This window comes from Arcobacter acticola, from assembly GCF_013177675.1.
Lineage (GTDB): Bacteria > Campylobacterota > Campylobacteria > Campylobacterales > Arcobacteraceae > Aliarcobacter > Aliarcobacter acticola.
On sequence record NZ_CP042652.1, the window covers coordinates 1144579 to 1161490 of the forward strand.

At 27.7% G+C, this 16912-nt stretch carries 18 protein-coding genes; 9 read left to right on the top strand and 9 right to left on the bottom strand.

Annotation, left to right across the window (positions count from 1 at the left end; all coding sequences use genetic code 11):
* Positions 1-3: 3 nt before the first annotated feature.
* The 4 genes from AACT_RS05955 to AACT_RS05970 all read right to left on the bottom strand — a co-directional run bounded on the left by AACT_RS05955 (position 4) and on the right by AACT_RS05970 (position 6634).
* A complete protein-coding gene (locus AACT_RS05955) occupies positions 4-2169 on the bottom strand; it encodes a CHASE2 domain-containing protein (protein ID WP_172125892.1) in 2166 nt (721 codons plus the stop codon).
* A gap of 7 nt (positions 2170-2176) precedes the next feature.
* Positions 2177-4510, bottom strand: a complete 2334-nt coding sequence (locus AACT_RS05960; protein ID WP_172125894.1) for an HD domain-containing phosphohydrolase — start codon at positions 4508-4510, stop codon at positions 2177-2179.
* A 67-nt stretch (positions 4511-4577) separates the two neighbouring features.
* Positions 4578-5465 (bottom strand): cation diffusion facilitator family transporter, encoded by an 888-nt coding sequence (locus tag AACT_RS05965; RefSeq protein ID WP_172125896.1) that lies wholly within the window; start codon positions 5463-5465, stop codon positions 4578-4580.
* Positions 5465-6634: a pyridoxal phosphate-dependent aminotransferase gene (locus AACT_RS05970; protein ID WP_172125898.1), complete on the bottom strand. Its 1170-nt coding sequence runs from the start codon at positions 6632-6634 to the stop codon at positions 5465-5467. Before AACT_RS05970 ends, AACT_RS05965 begins: the two co-directional genes overlap by 1 nt.
* Positions 6635-6717: 83 nt before the next feature.
* On the opposite strand from AACT_RS05970, the gene AACT_RS05975 reads away from it, so the two are divergent.
* Positions 6718-7311 (top strand): M48 family metallopeptidase, encoded by a 594-nt coding sequence (locus AACT_RS05975; protein WP_172125900.1) that lies wholly within the window; start codon positions 6718-6720, stop codon positions 7309-7311.
* On the opposite strand, the gene AACT_RS05980 is transcribed toward AACT_RS05975, so the two are convergent.
* Positions 7295-7711, bottom strand: coding sequence for a DciA family protein (locus AACT_RS05980; protein WP_172125902.1), 417 nt, complete (start codon positions 7709-7711; stop codon positions 7295-7297). The two genes, AACT_RS05975 and AACT_RS05980, sit on opposite strands and share 17 nt — an antisense overlap.
* 116 nt (positions 7712-7827) lie before the next feature.
* Here AACT_RS05980 and AACT_RS05985 point away from each other — a divergent pair, with 116 nt between their 5' ends.
* The 4 genes from AACT_RS05985 to AACT_RS06000 all read left to right on the top strand — a co-directional run bounded on the left by AACT_RS05985 (position 7828) and on the right by AACT_RS06000 (position 12878).
* Complete coding sequence (locus AACT_RS05985) at positions 7828-9279, top strand: L-aspartate oxidase (protein ID WP_172125904.1); 1452 nt, start codon at positions 7828-7830, stop codon at positions 9277-9279.
* A complete protein-coding gene (gene nhaD, locus AACT_RS05990) occupies positions 9279-10658 on the top strand; it encodes a sodium:proton antiporter NhaD (protein ID WP_172125906.1) in 1380 nt (459 codons plus the stop codon). Before AACT_RS05985 ends, nhaD begins: the two co-directional genes overlap by 1 nt.
* Before the next feature lie 166 nt (positions 10659-10824).
* Positions 10825-12360: a glutamine-hydrolyzing GMP synthase gene (gene guaA / locus AACT_RS05995; protein ID WP_172125908.1), complete on the top strand. Its 1536-nt coding sequence runs from the start codon at positions 10825-10827 to the stop codon at positions 12358-12360.
* A gap of 167 nt (positions 12361-12527) precedes the next feature.
* Complete coding sequence (locus tag AACT_RS06000; RefSeq protein ID WP_172125910.1) at positions 12528-12878, top strand: hypothetical protein; 351 nt, start codon at positions 12528-12530, stop codon at positions 12876-12878.
* Positions 12879-12914: 36 nt separating this feature from the next.
* Here AACT_RS06000 and AACT_RS06005 read toward each other — a convergent pair whose 3' ends face one another.
* Together AACT_RS06005 and AACT_RS06010 are read right to left on the bottom strand one after the other, a co-directional pair.
* Entirely contained in the window at positions 12915-13250 is a 336-nt protein-coding gene (locus tag AACT_RS06005; protein ID WP_172125912.1) for a type II toxin-antitoxin system PemK/MazF family toxin, read from the bottom strand.
* Positions 13244-13489, bottom strand: a complete 246-nt coding sequence (locus tag AACT_RS06010; RefSeq protein ID WP_172125914.1) for an AbrB/MazE/SpoVT family DNA-binding domain-containing protein — start codon at positions 13487-13489, stop codon at positions 13244-13246. Before AACT_RS06010 ends, AACT_RS06005 begins: the two co-directional genes overlap by 7 nt.
* Before the next feature lie 116 nt (positions 13490-13605).
* On the opposite strand from AACT_RS06010, the gene AACT_RS06015 reads away from it, so the two are divergent.
* Both AACT_RS06015 and AACT_RS06020 read left to right on the top strand, forming a co-directional pair.
* The gene (locus AACT_RS06015) at positions 13606-13890 is read left to right on the top strand and encodes a putative quinol monooxygenase (RefSeq protein ID WP_172125916.1); all 285 of its coding nucleotides are present in this window, start codon (positions 13606-13608) and stop codon (positions 13888-13890) included.
* Between the two features lie 86 nt (positions 13891-13976).
* A complete protein-coding gene (locus tag AACT_RS06020) occupies positions 13977-14342 on the top strand; it encodes a RidA family protein (RefSeq protein ID WP_172125918.1) in 366 nt (121 codons plus the stop codon).
* A 49-nt stretch (positions 14343-14391) separates the two neighbouring features.
* Here the strand turns inward: AACT_RS06020 and AACT_RS06025 are convergent, their stop codons facing one another.
* Complete coding sequence (locus tag AACT_RS06025; protein WP_172125920.1) at positions 14392-15195, bottom strand: DnaJ domain-containing protein; 804 nt, start codon at positions 15193-15195, stop codon at positions 14392-14394.
* Positions 15196-15364: 169 nt separating this feature from the next.
* On the opposite strand from AACT_RS06025, the gene AACT_RS06030 reads away from it, so the two are divergent.
* Entirely contained in the window at positions 15365-15712 is a 348-nt protein-coding gene (locus tag AACT_RS06030; RefSeq protein WP_172125922.1) for a hypothetical protein, read from the top strand.
* Positions 15713-15786: 74 nt separating this feature from the next.
* On the opposite strand, the gene AACT_RS06035 is transcribed toward AACT_RS06030, so the two are convergent.
* Positions 15787-16101, bottom strand: coding sequence for a hypothetical protein (locus tag AACT_RS06035; RefSeq protein ID WP_172125924.1), 315 nt, complete (start codon positions 16099-16101; stop codon positions 15787-15789).
* Positions 16102-16321: 220 nt separating this feature from the next.
* Here AACT_RS06035 and AACT_RS06040 point away from each other — a divergent pair, with 220 nt between their 5' ends.
* Positions 16322-16897 (top strand): pseudouridine synthase, encoded by a 576-nt coding sequence (locus AACT_RS06040; RefSeq protein ID WP_172125926.1) that lies wholly within the window; start codon positions 16322-16324, stop codon positions 16895-16897.
* The last annotated feature ends 15 nt before the right edge of the window (positions 16898-16912 follow it).

The following is a 16912-nucleotide window of genomic DNA, read 5'->3' on the forward strand; positions in this document are numbered from 1 at the left end:
ATCTTAATTTTTACTATTATGCTCATAAATATAATCAAAGTCTAGAATAGGATTTAAAATAAATTCATTGCATCTATTTATATAAATTTCATAGATTTCTTTTGATAATGGTGATTTTGAATTTTTAAGTTCTTCAAAAATAATCATTGCCTCTTTAAAGTTTGAATTTTTATATAAAATTATAGCTTGATTATATTTTTCTAATTCTTTAAATAATTCTTTTGTTTTATTATTTTCTAAAGATATAACTTCCCAAATTTTAATAGGTATATCTTTACCTTTTACTTTTATAAAGTCTAAATACCTAAAGATATATTTTTCTTTTAATTGCTCTTTTGTATTTTCAGATATTATTAAATTACATCCATAAAATTTACATAATGATTCTATTCTAGAACCTAAATTTACATTATCTCCAATAATTGTATAATCACTTCTTCCTATACTTCCTATTTCTCCAACTGTTACAATACCTGTTGTTATTCCAATTCCTATATCTATTTTGGGTTGATTTAAATTTTTTAAAATAATGTTTAATTTTTTTAATTCTTCTAACTGTTCTAAAGCACTAATTACTGCTTTATCAGCATGATTGTCTATATCAAAAGGAGCATTCCAATAAGCCATTATTGAGTCACCTATATATTTATCTATTGTTCCATTATTTTTAATAATTATTTCACTCATTGGAGTCATATATTGGTTTAAATATTTAACTAAAAGATCTGGTTTATCTATTTTTTCTGAAATATTTGTAAACCCTCTAATATCACTAAAGAAAATGCTTACTTCTTTATTTTGAGCTTGTAGTTTATTGTTATCTAAATCTTTAATTAACTCTTCCATTACATTTTTTGAAACTTTTGAAGCAAATTTATTTTTTATCTCTTCTTTTCTTTTTATTTCATAAAAATATCCAATAAGTAAACTAATTATTCCATTAGTAACAATAGTAAATAAAGGGAATAAAATATTTAATACAATACCTACATTAAATAATAAATAATATATAGAATAACATACAGCAAATATTAATCCTAGTATAAAAAAAGGTGTCAACCAAATAGGCATCTTTTTTATCATGAAAAAAGTAAAAATAGACAAAATAAAAATTATAATTATATTTAAACCTTCAATCCAAGATGCCTTATATAAAAAGTCTTGAGCTATAATATTATCAATGGCATTTGCATGAATTTCAACCCCTGGAAATACAGATTCAAAAGGTGTTGCTCTTAAGTCCATAAGTGCTGCTGCTGAAGTTCCTATAAGTACGATTTTATTTGTAATATCTTCTTTGTCAAAACTATCATTATAAATATCAAATGCAGATATATATTTAAATGTTTTTTCTTTTCCTCTAAAATTAATTAATAATCTACCATGTCTATCTGTTGGAATTATAAAATCACCTACTTGAAGATTTGCAATTCCATTTTCGTCATAGTTTATATATATTTTACTCACACCTAATCCTATTCTTAAGGCTTCAAGACTTAAGGACGGATATATTTCATCCTCATATGAGATTATCAGCGGAATGCTTCTAATAATTCCTGTATCATCAGGTATGTTATTAAAAAAGCCAGAAGAATAAGAATTATCTTGCAGTATTGGAATATTTAAAATAGTTCCTTGTGCTGTTATTAGATAATTTTTTCCCATTTTTTTATTCTTTTCAATAAATATTGTTTGAATTGAAGGAGCATTTTTATTTATAAATTTTTTGTCTGTAAATTCAAATTGATATCCAAGAATAGTGGGAGTATTTGCAATAGCTTGTGCAAATTCTAAGTCAAAATTTGGAATATTTTCTTTTTGAATCTCAAGTTTCTTAAGTATTTTATGAGGAGAGGTTCTGTCTTCTTCTGCAAAAACGATATCTAATCCAATTACTGCTACTTCTGCTTTTGTTAAGTTATATAAAATTTTTGACAAAATATCTCTAGGCCAAGGCCATTGACCTAAGTTTTGAAGAGATTTTTCATCTATGTCTACAATTACAACACTATCATTTTTGGGTTTAATCTCACCTCTTAAATTAAACATGAAATCTCTGAGTCTTGAATCTATAGAAGATGGAAGTTTTGGAACGTATATATATACTGAACTAATAAAAGAGCTAATTAATAGTGCAATTATAATAAATTTATAATTCTTTCTTAACATGATTTTATTATTCTAAATCTAACTGATAAGATTTTAATTCATTTTTTGAATATTCATGTAATATTTTGTGATTAAAGAAAAAATCTATTAATTCTTTGTCAAGTTCACCCTTATTTGCCATTGATGATAAAATATCTTTTACTTTTGATAATTTCATTGCATCTTTATAAGGTCTAGCAGATGCAGTTAAAGCTTCAAATATATCAGCTAAAATCATTATTCTATCTTCTAAGCTAATTTCTTCAGCTTTAAGACCTCTGGGATATCCTAAACCGTTTAGTTTTTCATGGTGATTACAAGCTATATTTAATACATCTTTATATTTTTTAGGGAAAGGCAATCCTGAAATCATATCAAGTGAAAGTTTAGCATGATTTCTGATTATTTCAATTTCTTCTTTAGTTAAAGTACCTTTTTTAATTGATAGATTATAAAACTCATCTTCACTTATGAAAGATATAATTTCTCCATCATTTTTAATATAGACTTTTCTTGAAATATTTTCCAGTTTTTGGATATCTTCATCACTCATAAACTCTCCACCAAAGTTTATTCTTTTTATAAATTCAATATCATTATTTATCTCATTTGTAAAATTTTCATACTCAGTTCTTGGAGTTTGATTTTTTAGATATTCTATTTCTTTATTTAGTTTTATAACTTCAAATCTTTGTTCTATTAAATGAATTCTATCAAATATTTTTTCAAGTTTTGTTGCCTTGTCTATTATATGTTCAGGCATTGAAATTTTTCCAATGTCATGCATCCATGCAGCAAGTGATAATTGTTTATAGTCATTTTCACTATATTTAATTTTCTTATAAATTGTATTGTCATCGCTAATAGCTTTAGCAACTAATAAAGCAATTTCTTCAACTTTTCCTATATGGTCACTTGTGTATGGTGATTTTGTATCAATTGCTTTTGCAATAGTTGTTACAAATGCATCTATAAAATCTTCTAAACTAGTAATTAATTGCATATTTGTTAAAGCCATTGCTGCTTGTGATGCAAGGGAGATAATTACTTTTTCGTCCAATTTATTAAAGTTTATGATTTCACCATTTTTTATTTTATTGATAAGTTGTAAAACTCCTATAACTTCATTATCATGATTAATTAATGGTATTACTAACATTGATTTTGAATGATAAGAGGTACTTTTATCAAAATCCTTTGTTCCATCAAATTGGTATTTAGTTGTTTTATAAACATCAGGAATATTAATAATTCTTTTTTCATTGGCACAAACAACAGCAACCATTTCATTGTTTGTTTTGCCATTTTCTTCAAAAATTGGTAAATCAGGCCAATTGAGATTGTTTTTTGTCCCACCCATTTTTATATTTAAAGTATTATTATGCACAACTTTAAAGCTTAAATATTTTTCATCTTTTGATTTTATATATAATGTTCCAGCATCTGCATTTGTTAAATTTCTAGTTAGTGTTAATATATCTTCAAGAAGTATATTTTTATCATGTTGTGAACTAAAAGCAAGATTAATCTTCATTATTTCTTCAAATTTATGTTCACTTAAAACAGTACTTTCAATACTTCCCGTTTCAATATGAATTACATCACCTTCTTTTAATATTTTACCATTGTAAGTAAGTAATTTATGCTTTTTTATATCTTTTAATAATTCTTTATTGTAGCTAGGTTTTAAATGATAATAAAAAACTGATAAATTTTTTCTTGTTAATTTTTCAAGTTCATTAGCTATTAATTCAGGAGTTAAATGTTTTGTTAGTTTTGCTAATTCTTGTAATTTATCTGGATAAGAACACTCTATTATTAATGATCTAATTTCTTCATCATTATTTATTTCTTCCCATATGTGAGGGTTTATATGTGTGTCTCCACTTATTACAAAACCTTGGTGATTTTTTTTAATTACAAAACCACAAGCTCCTGATATATGATTTGCTTTGATGGCTTTTATTGAATAATTATGGATTTTTATAATTTCATCAAGTTTTATAGGTTTTAAAATTAGTGAAAAGGCATCTTTTCTTAGTAATTTTATTTTTGTAAAATCGGGCCAAATAACATCATTAAACGAGTGTTTTTTTAGTACTTCAATTGTTTCTTCTAATGCATAAATAGTAAGAGGGGTCTCTCGATTCTCAAAAAAAGTTTCTATAATAAATGGTAAATCAGTAATATGATCAGCATGAGAATGTGTTAAAAAAACATGATTTATATCTTTTGCTTCATCACCTAATGCATTTAGAACATTTCCTGCATCAATGACAATATCTTTATATATTTGAAAAGAAGTGGTATTTAGGTCTTTTGCTTTGCTTCCACTAGCGCCTAAAATTTTTATATAATTCATAAAAAACCTTTAGTTATAATAAATAAATTATAACTAAAATAGCTTATATAGTGATTATTTATAAGATCTAATGATTCATATCATTTATTTTAAAATCATCATATGGATCCATATGAATATTTATAATCCAATCTCTTTTTTTATCTAACTTTTTAATTTTATTTTCTATTGAATCACTTGCTCTATGGGCTTCCATCAAAGTTATAATACAATCAAAAACTAAATGAACTTCAACAAAAGTTTGATTGGCAGCTTCTCTTGTTTTTAGTAAATGATAGGCATTTACTTTATTGTTTTCTTTTATTATTTCTTCAATTTTAGAAACAAGTTCTGAATCAACTGCTCTATCTAATAGAACTAAAACACCATCATGAATCAGTTCATAAGCTGAGTAAATAATATATAATGCAATTCCACCACCAACAAATACATCGATAATTTCATATCCTGTAAATGTTACAAGTAATAAAGATGATAAAACAGCTACATTACTAAAAACGTCTGTTTTATAGTGTAGGGCATCTGCTTTAATTACCATTGAATTAGTTCTTTTGGCAACACCATTTAAGTATACAACAAGAGAAACAGTTATTATCAAAGACATAATCATCACATAAATAGAAATATCTAAGTATTGTGAAACTGAACCATCTATAGCTTTAGTAATAGCTTGATAAAGTAAGAATAAACCAGAAATAGTAATAATAGTACCTTCAATTACTGAAGCAAGAGCTTCAATTTTTCCTCGACCATAATTAAAAGTTTTGTCAGCTGGTTTTTCAGAATTTGAAATAGCAAAATAGTTAAAAATAGATACAAACATATCTAAAACAGAATCAACAGCAGATGCAAGTACTGCAACGGAACCGCTAGCGATTCCGATTACAAGTTTCATTAGAGTAAGTACCGCTGCAACACTTGAAGATACAACGGTAGCTTTTTTTTGTGGAGTCATTATTTGTTTTCTACAAACTCTTTAATTCTTTTGATTCCCTCTTGAATAGTTGCTAAATCTGTAGCAAATGAGAATCTTACATAACCTTCAGTTCCAAATGCAAGTCCAGGAACTAATGCTACACCTTTTTGTTCTAATAAATCAGCACAAAATTTCATAGAATCATTTGTTACGTCTTTGATATTAACAAAAGCGTAAAATGCACCATCAGGATCGATAGTTGAAAGTCCTTTAATTTCATTAAAAGATTTAACAACTATGTTTTTTCTTTCTTCAAACGCGGCTCTCATCATTTCAATATCTGCATCAGCATCACCCTCAAGAGCAGGAATAGCTGCATATTGAGTCATAGTGTTGATATTTGAAGTAACTTGACCTTGAAGCTTAGTTAATGCTTTTACAAGTTTAACATCAGGACTTGCAAGATATCCAAATCTCCATCCAGTCATTGCAACTGCTTTACTTAAACCGTTGATTGTTACAGTTCTTTTGAACATATCTTCAGATACTTCAGCAGCAGCTGTAAATTTTTTACCATTATAAATAATTTTTTCATACATTTCATCTGATAAAACTATAATATCAGTACCTTCTAAAACTTTTCCAAGAGCTGTTAATTCTTCTTTAGTATAAACAGATCCTGTAGGATTTGAAGGAGTATTTAAAAGTAAAATTTTTGTTTTTGGCGTAATTACAGCTTTTAATTGCTCTGGTGTAATCTTGAATTCCGTAGAATCGTCTGTATCAATAAATACTGGCACACCATCTGAGAACTTAACTTGTTCAGGATATGTTACCCAATATGGTGCTGGAATAATAACTTCATCACCTTCTTCAACTAAAACTTGAAATAGGTTAAATAATGAGTGTTTTGCTCCATTACTTATAAGAATATTATCTAATTTATAATCTAAATTATGATCTTTTTTTAATTTATTAATAATTGCTTGCTTGGTAGCGATGATACCTTCTACTGCTGTATATTTAGTTTGACCATCATTAATAGCTTTAATAGCTGCTTGCTTAATGATTTCAGGAGTGTCAAAATCTGGCTCTCCAGCACTAAAACTTAGTATATCTTTACCCTGAGCTTTTAGCTCTCTTGCTAAGGCAGTAATTGCCATAGTAACCGATGGAGACAAGTTCTCCATTCTGTTCGCAATTTTCATTATCATCTTCCTCAATAAAATTATTACTATATTTTTTGATATAATAGTCTCGGATTTTAACAAAAAATTACTTAAGGAATAGTTTGAGCTTTCAAATAGAAATTAATAAAACAATTGTAACAGTAAAATTAGAAAATAAAAAAAATATAAAACATTGTTATTTGCGTATTTTAAAAGCTGATTTAATACAAATTCGAGCAAATAAATATTTTACAATTTTTGATGCAAAAGATTTGATAAATAGAAAAAAAGAGTGGATTGAATCATCTATACAAAAAATGTCAAAAAAATCACTAAATGATGATGAGTTTTTGCTTTTGGGTGAGAAAAAAAAATATGAAAATTATAAAATAAAAAATATTGATACTTTTTATAGAGGTGAAATAGAAAAGATATTGCCTCAAAAAGTAGATGAATTCTCAAAAAAAATGAATTTATTTCCTACTTCAATTTCTTATAGAAAAAACAAAAGAACATGGGGCTCTTGTAATCATAAAAATGGATTAAATTTCAATATTTTATTGATGAAATTTCCAATAGAAGTTATGGAATATGTGATTGTTCACGAACTATCTCATATTAAACATAAGAATCATTCAAAGGATTTTTGGAATTTAGTAGCAGTTTATTGTCCTAATTATAAAGAAGTAGAAAAATTGTTTAAGAATTTTTTATAATATCTCTTATTTTTTCAAATTTTTTAAATAGCTTTTCATCCTTTGCTTTATTTTCAAATATCCCATAAGAACGCTCTTTATATAAGGGTTCATCTGTTTTTTTAGTCTCTTTTTTTTCAATAATATTAGTTACAAAAAAGCCTATATCTTCAACATTTGCAATCTTGAATTTTTTTAATAATGATTTTATATCTGCTTTGTTATACTCGAATTCCATTTTATAAACAGGATGGGTTAATACAAAATATAAGGTTTGGTTTTTAATATACCCAAATTTTACCCCTTTTTTTAATTTCAAAGGAAGAACATCTATGAACTTCATAATTAAAAAAGATGTATTAATCTTACTGAATTCAGGATTATTTTTAAGATGACTAAGTATTTCATTAATTTTTTTCATACGCTAATTATAGCAGGTTTTATATTATCATTCAGTGGTTGTGGTTATAAAGATAATCCAATTTATCTTTCACCTGATTCTTCAGCAGTTCAAAGCAATCAAGAAGTTTCAAAATAATGATTTATGATTATATAATTATAGGAACAGGTGTTGCTGGGTTAAATGCAGCAAGATTAATACCAAAAAATAAAAGAGTTTTAATTCTATGTAAAATGTCAACATGGAATTGCAACACTTTTTGGGCACAAGGTGGAATAGCAACAGCAGTTGATGAATCTGATATTCCAGCACATATAAAAGATACATTAACAGCAGGTGTTGATTATAATGATAAAGAAGCAGTTGAACTTTTAAGTAAAAAATCAATTACTGCTATTAAAAATTTAATAGATGCTGGAATGAAATTTGATAAAAATGAAGAAGGAAAACTATCTTTTACAAAAGAAGCAGCACATAGTAGAAATAGAATTTTACATGCAGATGGTGATGCAACAGGTAGAATAATGCATTTATTCTTACTTGAGCAATGTGAACATGCAATTGTAACTGAATCTGTAGTTTGTGATTTACTTATAAAAGATGATATTTGTTATGGTGTTCAATATTTTATCAGCGAAAGTGAGCAAAAAGTAGCCTTTGCTCATACTACAATAATAGCAAGCGGTGGAGTAGGTTCTATTTATAGATACCATACAAATTCAACTGCAAATGCAGGAGAAGTTCAAGGAATAATTGCTGAAAAAAATCTTCCTTTAAAAGATATGGAAATGATGCAATTTCATCCAACAGTTGTAAAAGGAACTACCTTTGCAAGGAAACCTCTTTTAAGTGAAGCTTTACGAGGTGAGGGTGCTCATATTGTAGATGAAAATAATTACAGATTTTTATTTGATTATCATGAAGATGGAGAACTAGCTCCAAGAGATGTGGTTAGTCGTTCAATATTTGATTACAATAAAAAAACTGGCTTAGGAATATACTTATCATTTGAAACTTTTGAAAAAAAAGCTTTTAAAAAACGATTTCCAAATATTTATGCAAATCTAAAAGACTTGGGTTATGATTTACCATTTGAGAGAGTTCCTATTAGTCCTGCATTTCATTACTCAATGGGTGGAATTGAAACTTCTTTAGATGCAAAAGTAAAAGGTATGAAAAATCTTTATGCAATAGGTGAAGTTGCATGTACAGGTGTTCATGGTGCAAATAGATTAGCATCTAATTCTTTACTTGAAGGTTTGGTATTTTCTCAAATTGCTGTTGAAGATTCATTAGAAAATGATTTTAAAATAAATATAGAAAAATATGATAAAAAAATTATTAATTATATAAGAAATAAAGAGATAGATAAAAATATAAAAGACAATCTAAGAGAAATCATGTGGACTCATGCCTCTATTGTAAGAGACCCTGAAAATTTGAGAAAATCTTTAGAAACTATAGAAAACTATTTAAAAATGGGTGTTGGAAGATTACTTTATTTAAGGCTACTTACGGCAAAATCTATTTTAAGTTCTGCGTTAGGGAGAAAAAAATCTCTTGGCGCACATTATATTAAGGAGAATTAATGTTAAAAGTTATTATGACTTTACTGCTGGGTTCATTGTCTTTATTTGCTAGTTCTGCAAGTACGACAGAAATACCTGACTTAACTATGACATGGGTTGGTTTTGCAACTTTACTTATATTTGTTGTTGGGTATTATTTTGTAGCTGCTGAGGAAAAATATGCTATTGATAAAGCAAAACCTGCTTTATTTATTGGTACGTTTATGTTTATGTTAGTGGCACTTTACTATTCATTAAATGGTTTAGATATGGATTTAGTTCATACTCAAGCACAACATTTGATTTTAGAGATTGCTGAAATCTTCTTCTTCTTATTTGTTGCAATGACTTATATTGAGTCATTATTACATATGGGAGTATTTGATACTTTAAAATATAATCTTATTTCAAAAGGTTATACGTATAGAAAGTTATTTTGGGTTACTGGTATCTTAGCATTCTTTATTTCACCAATTGCTGATAACTTAACAACTGCACTTATTTTATCAACTGTTTTAATTACTATTGAAAAAACAAGAAAAGATTTCTTAGTACCAGGTGCTATTAATATCGTTGTTGCTGCAAATGCAGGTGGTGCTTGGTCTCCATTTGGTGATATTACTACACTTATGGCATGGACAGCAGGAAAAGGTGTATTTACTGACTTTTTATTCTTATTCCCATCGGCAATTTTAGGATATTTAATAACTGCGTTTTTACTATCTAAATTTGTTCCAAATGTTGTTCCTGATTTTGATGCTACAAAAGAAGTTAAACCTAAAATGCATGAAGGTGCAAAAGTTGTAATGGCTCTTGGAGTATTTACTATTTTCTGTGCGGTTATGTCTCATCAAGTTTTACATTTACCTGCAATGTGGGGTATGATGTTTGGTTTATCATTAGTAAAAGTTTATGCTTACGGTTTAAAGAAAAAGTATGGACATGATCATTTCAACATTTTCCATTCAATGGCTAAAATTGAAAACAATACATTAATGTTCTTCTTTGGTATTTTAGCAGCAGTTGGTGCTTTATACTTTGTTGGATGGTTAGCATTAGCTGCTATTGTATATGATCCAAATGTTTTAGGTCCAACATGGTCAAATATTGGAGTTGGTTTTTTATCAGCGATTGTTGATAATGTTCCTGTAATGTCTGCAATTCTTAAAGCAAATCCTACAATGGGACTTGATCAATGGATGTTAGTTACTTTAACAGCTGGAGTTGGTGGTTCATTAATTTCATTTGGAAGTGCTGCTGGTGTTGGAGTTATGGGTAAATTACATGGTATTTATACTTTTGGTTCACATATGAAATATGCTTGGACGATATTACTTGGTTATATTGTTTCTTGTAGTGTATGGTATTTACAATATGAAGTTTTAGGTATTTCACACTAGTAAAACTTATATTTATAATTAAAAAGGTTATTAGGTTTTACCTAGTAACCTTTTTTTATGTCTATTTTTTTATTTAACCAGTTTTTTACAAGTTCTTAGATAAAATACCAGATTAAAATTTGTAATATTCAAATACAAAAGCTTGAAATATGAAGGAAAACAATATATGAAACATGTACCAATCGTAGTATTAGATTTCGGTAGTCAATATACTCAAATCATTGCTAGAAAACTTAGAGAGTCAGGGGTTTATTCTGAAATAGTACCTTATAGTGAAAGTATCGAAGATATTATGGCTAGAACTCCAAAAGGAATTATTCTTTCAGGAGGACCTGCTTCTGTATATGCTGAAGATTCATACCACCCAGATGCAACAATATTTGAACTTGGACTTCCAATTTTAGGTATTTGTTATGGTATGCAATTAATTTCTCAACATTTTGGTGGATCTGTAATTCCAGCTGATCACCATGAATATGGAAAAGCAAAATTAAAATTTGAAGTTGAAAATCCAATTTTTAAAGACACAACAGACGGTCAAACAGTTTGGATGTCACATGGTGATAGAGTAGAAAAAATTCCTTCAGGATTTGAAAAAATCGCAACAAGTGAAAACTCACCATTTGCAGCTATTGCAAATACAGATAGAAATGTTTATGCATTTCAATTTCACCCTGAAGTTTATCATTCAGCAGAAGGTGCAAAACTACTTAAAAACTTTGCAAAACATATTTGTGGTTGTGAATCAACTTGGAATATGGGTTCTTTCGCAAAAGAACAAATCAAAAAGATACAAGACCAAGTAGGAAATAAAAAAGTACTATGTGGAGTTTCAGGTGGAGTTGATAGCTCTGTTGTAGCTACACTTTTAGCAGAAGCTATTGGTAAACAAGTTATTCCTGTATTTGTTGATAATGGATTATTAAGAGCAAATGAAAGAGAACAAGTTCAAGCTATGTTCGCATCACGAGGTGTAAAATTAATCACTGTTGATGCAAGTGAAGAGTTCTTATCTAAACTAGCAGGTGTAACAGATCCTGAAACAAAAAGAAAAATTATCGGAGCTACATTTATTGAAGTATTTGATAAAGAAGCAAAAAAACATGATGGTATTGAATTTTTAGCACAAGGTACTTTATATACTGATGTTATCGAATCAGTTTCAGTAAAAGGGCCTTCAAAAACAATCAAATCTCACCATAATGTTGGTGGATTACCAGATTGGATGAAATTTGAATTAATCGAACCTCTAAGAGAGATTTTCAAAGATGAAGTAAGACTTTTAGGACTTGAATTAGGACTTCCAAAAGATATGATAGGAAGACATCCCTTCCCTGGACCTGGACTTGCTATTAGAATCATGGGAGATGTAAATAAACCTGATTTAGAAATCCTAAGAGAAGCTGATACTATCATGTTAGATGTTTTAAGATCAACAGGTTATTATGACAAAACATGGCAAGCATTTACAGTTTTATTAAACGTAAAATCAGTTGGAGTTATGGGTGATAACAGAACTTATGACAACACAGTTTGTGTAAGAATAGTAGAAGCAACAGATGGAATGACAGCAACTTTTGCACATATTCCACATGATATACTAGAAACAATTTCTAGAAGAATTATTAACGAAGTTGATGGAATAAACAGAGTAGTTTATGATATAAGCTCAAAACCACCAGCAACTATTGAGTGGGAATAAAATAAAGCAGTATCTTTTAACTTGATACTGCGTCAAATAAGAAAATCAACTCAATCACATACTTATTGTATGCTCAATCGTTGATTTTCTTCTTTTCCTTGTCTGAAGCTAAAATCTACAGCTTTATTCGAGATTTTAATGATTTTTATAATGAGTTGGAGAAAAATGTGAATGGTATAGGTATTTTAATTGGTATATTTCTTGCAATTATCTTTATTGTTCTCCCTATTGTTAAAATTTTGTCAGCACCTTATATAAATTTTATGGAAAAGTTAGTTTGGTTTTTAATATCAATATTAGGTTTTCCTATAGCATTTATGATGGACTATTCATACTCACAAGCTATAAAAAATGCAGCCAATGAAAAGGAAATTAGTGATTTAATTTCAATTCATCACCAAACATCTTTTTCTCAAGTAACTTTTATATTTTGGGCTTTAGCAGTTTTTTTAATTTTTAAAATTTTTTATGCAAGAAAAAAAGCTATTTGGAAGAGTGAAAATGAAGATAAAAAGTAATGTGAGAAAAAAAGTGAGAGGCACCTTTTTTGATATTTAAAAAATTATACTCTTAGTAATCCCCAAAACCTGATTTAGTGTATCTTCATCTACTTTTTCGACAAACTTTACTTTTCTTGCATTAAAGTCTATTGATTTGATTTGTTCGGTCATTATAAAACCTTTGAGATTTTTGGCTTCTAGTTTTACATGAAAAGGGAAATCTCTATCTGTATTTGTAATTGGACAAGCTATTGCTAAACCTAGGGCTTTATTAAAAACTTCATTACTTATAATAAGTGCTGGTCTTCGTCCTTTTTGTTCATGTCCTGATGATGGGTCAAAAGTAAGTATTACTAAATCACCTTTTTGAGGAATGTATTTTTTTACCATTCTTCTTTACCTAAGGTTGTATCAAACTCTTCACTAGCTTTGTAGTTAGTTGGTATTTTTGAAATCAGTTCATTTAAATCATAATTTAAAATATCTTTTTTAATTGGTTCTAGAATTACTTTCCCATCTATGATAGTTATATTTAAATCATCTCCCACCTGAAGATGTAAACTTTCCATAATATCTTTTGGCATTCTAAGACCTTGTGAATTGCCCCATTTTGAAATTTTAGCAGTCATTTTAACTCCTTGATGTATATCCTAAGTATATCTTTTGTGAGTAAAAATGTCAATCATTGATTTAAAATAAAGCTACTATTAACTAGAATAAAAAAATACTAACAAAAGTGATAATTATGGCAATAACAAGACAGATAATATTTTTAGCAAAAAGAGATTGTATAGAGGAATTAAAAGCTTTACTTAAATCGACTATTAAAGATTCTAAAGAAGAAGAGGGATGTTTGATATATGAAGTTTTTCAAACAAAGAATAATCCTGTTGAATTTATTGTAATTGACTCATGGGAAAATGAAGAAGCTTTAAATAAACATTATGAAAGTGAACATTACTTATATTTTATAAATAATTTCAAACAATACAACGCTCATATTGAGCCCTTTGAATTGGAACTTTTATAAATATTTAGTCTTATAGATTTAAAGTAGTTTTGGATAGAATCAGTCATTATCAAAATATATAACTTATTCACCAAGGAAAATAATCAATGAAAATTCATAGAATAAACCCATGTAAAAGATGGTCAGATGTTACAGTTTTTAATGGAATTGCAACTTTCACAGAAGTGGCAGATACAGATACAAGCGCTGATATAAAAGGTCAAGTAGAACAAATATTTAATCAAGCAGAAGCTAGTTTGTCTTTAGTTGATAGTGATAAATCAAGAATCTTAGCCGTTACTATTTATGTAACAGATTTTGCAAATATGGATGTGTTAAATGATGTTTGGGATTCATGGTTTCCACAAGATTGTGCACCAAGTAGAGCTTGTATAAAAGCTGAATTAATAGATCCAACTTTATTGGTTGAAATGACATTTACAGCAGCTGCAGGCGAAAAATATCAATCATAATATCAAATAAACTATCTAATCATTATTTGAAAAAGTAGACTTCAAAAGTCTATTTTTTCTCATCTTTTATAACTTGATAAGCTTGATTTATTTCTTGTGTTTTAGAAGTTGCTTTTTCCATATAAGATTCATCTTTATTTTGTGAACTTATGATATCAGGATGGTATTTTCGAATAAGTTGTCTATATGCTTTTTTAATTGTGTCCATATCATCACTTTCTTTTACACCTAAAATCTCATAGGCTTCTTTTGAACTCATGGTTTGTTGTTTGTTTTTCATCATATTTTCAAATTTATTTACAATATCATCATATACACTAGATGGAATATTTAACTCTTGCATAATATCATGTAGAACTTTCTTTTCATCTTGGCTAATACCGCCATCTATAAAGGCTAATTGAATTAAAAAACCTAAAAACTGTCTACGTTTAAGCATACTTCGACTTAGTAATTTGTTTAAGTCTTGCGCGATTTGTTTTGTATCATTATCTTTTTGTTTCTCTTCATTGAAAATTTCTTTTAAAATAGCTCTTGCTTTTTCTTTTTCATTAAAAAGTTTAGAAATATCATCAAACATAATACCAATAAGTTGAGCTTCTAATTCTTGAACTCTTCCATCTGCTTTTGCAACTTTTGCTACAAGCGCTACAAAAAGTCCTAGTTCACTTTTTGCAAATAACTCTTTTGAAGCTGTCAATTTATTCAATTTCCTTCTAGCATAAAATCTATAAAGTTTAAATGCTACATATAAAGAAATAAGAATTGAAAGTGTTATAAAAAAGTTTGCGATAAATGCGTAATAAAATATCACTAAAAGTATTGCTATATATATCCATTTTTTTAATTTCATTATTTTTTCCATTTTTTAGGTCAATTATTAAGACCATTTATTTTTGTATTGAAAATTATATCTTCTTAAGCTTATATTATAGAAAGTGGAAATAATGAACTTTATGATAAAATTGAATGATTAATGGGTATGAATAATAAAAATAAAAAGATTATGGACACAAATAATAATGAAAATCTCTTATCATCGTAGACGTAAAATTAAAACAAGAAGAATAGCAATAAGAGATTTGATTTTAAGAGGTATTGAAGATCCAAAAGATTTAGCAAAGGAATTAAAAGTAACACTTCCTACAATAAAAAGGGATTTAGAAGCCCTTAAAACGATGAGTGATGAAGATTTGACTTTTGAGACTAGACAAACATCCCAAGAAATACTTGATAAAAAAGATATGATATTAAAAATGTTAGATGATGAAAATTATTACAATGAAAATGGCGATTTAAATATATCAAAAATAACAAGTGAACTAAATACTAGTAGATCAACTGTAATGTCGGTTTTAAATGGGGAATGAAATGTAAAAAAGATTAAAAATCCACAAATAAGAAATTTTATAAATAGTCTTAACTAGCACAAGTTATTTTATGCTTACCCTAAATCCAAAGGCATAAAGTCTTTTTGCAGTTCGATGCTTGTGAAAAGTTCATTTTCTTTTTCTAAAACTTCTTTGATTTTTTCTTCTATGGCATCAAGAATAGAAGATTTATCTGCATTATTCACAGAAATATTAGCTTCAATAATAATAGCTTTTTCTTTGATAACAGATAAATCTTCATGTTCTAAATTTGATCGAACTTTTTTTGCGATTACATTTGTAATACACTCTTTATCAAAACCACACATTTCTATATCTGCGCCGATTTTTTTTGCTTTATCTTGTAAAACTTCTAAATAACTGTTCATAAAAATCCTTTATTGTTCTAGATATTATAAAACAAAAGCGTTAATGAATGATTTAGTCTTTAGATGAAGAGTTTTATGATAGAATGAAAATACTTATAAAAATAAAAAACGAAACCTAAAATAAAAAAAGATAAATATACTTAAATATTCTGTCCTTAGAATTTATATTGGCATTAATTTTAATTTAAAAGCTAAACAAAATAACTAAGGAAATCCTTTTATGAACCCAACAACAAACGATTCAAAAAAACTATTAGCACTAAATAAACCAAAAGGCTATTTAGTTACAAGATCTGATGACCTTGGACGAAAAACAGTTTACAATCTTTTACCTGATTGGGCTTTTGAAGACGCTTGGATGCCTATTGGTCGTTTGGACTTAGAATCTAAGGGGCTTTTGTTATTTACTACAAATGGAAAAATCAATGATGCTTTAACTAAACCTGGAAACTGCACAAAAATATATGAAGTTTGGGTTAGAGGTTATGTAACAGACGAACATATTATTGAAGCTGAAAAAGGTGTACAAAGTATTCATGGTTTATTAAAAGCAAAAGTTGATAAAATAGGTCAAGGTGGAGCAAAAACAAAACTTAGAGTTGAATTGGAAGAGGGAAAGAACAGACACATTCGTCGCCTTTTTGGTGCTTTAAAAGATCCTAAGTTTGGAACACCTTTAAAAGTTTTAGAATTGACTCGTGTTAGTATTGGTGATTTTACACTTAATATTGAAATGGGTAAATGGCGTTATCTTACTTTGGAAGAAGAGAAAATGTTAATTAAAAAATTTGATTAATATATTCTAAATATA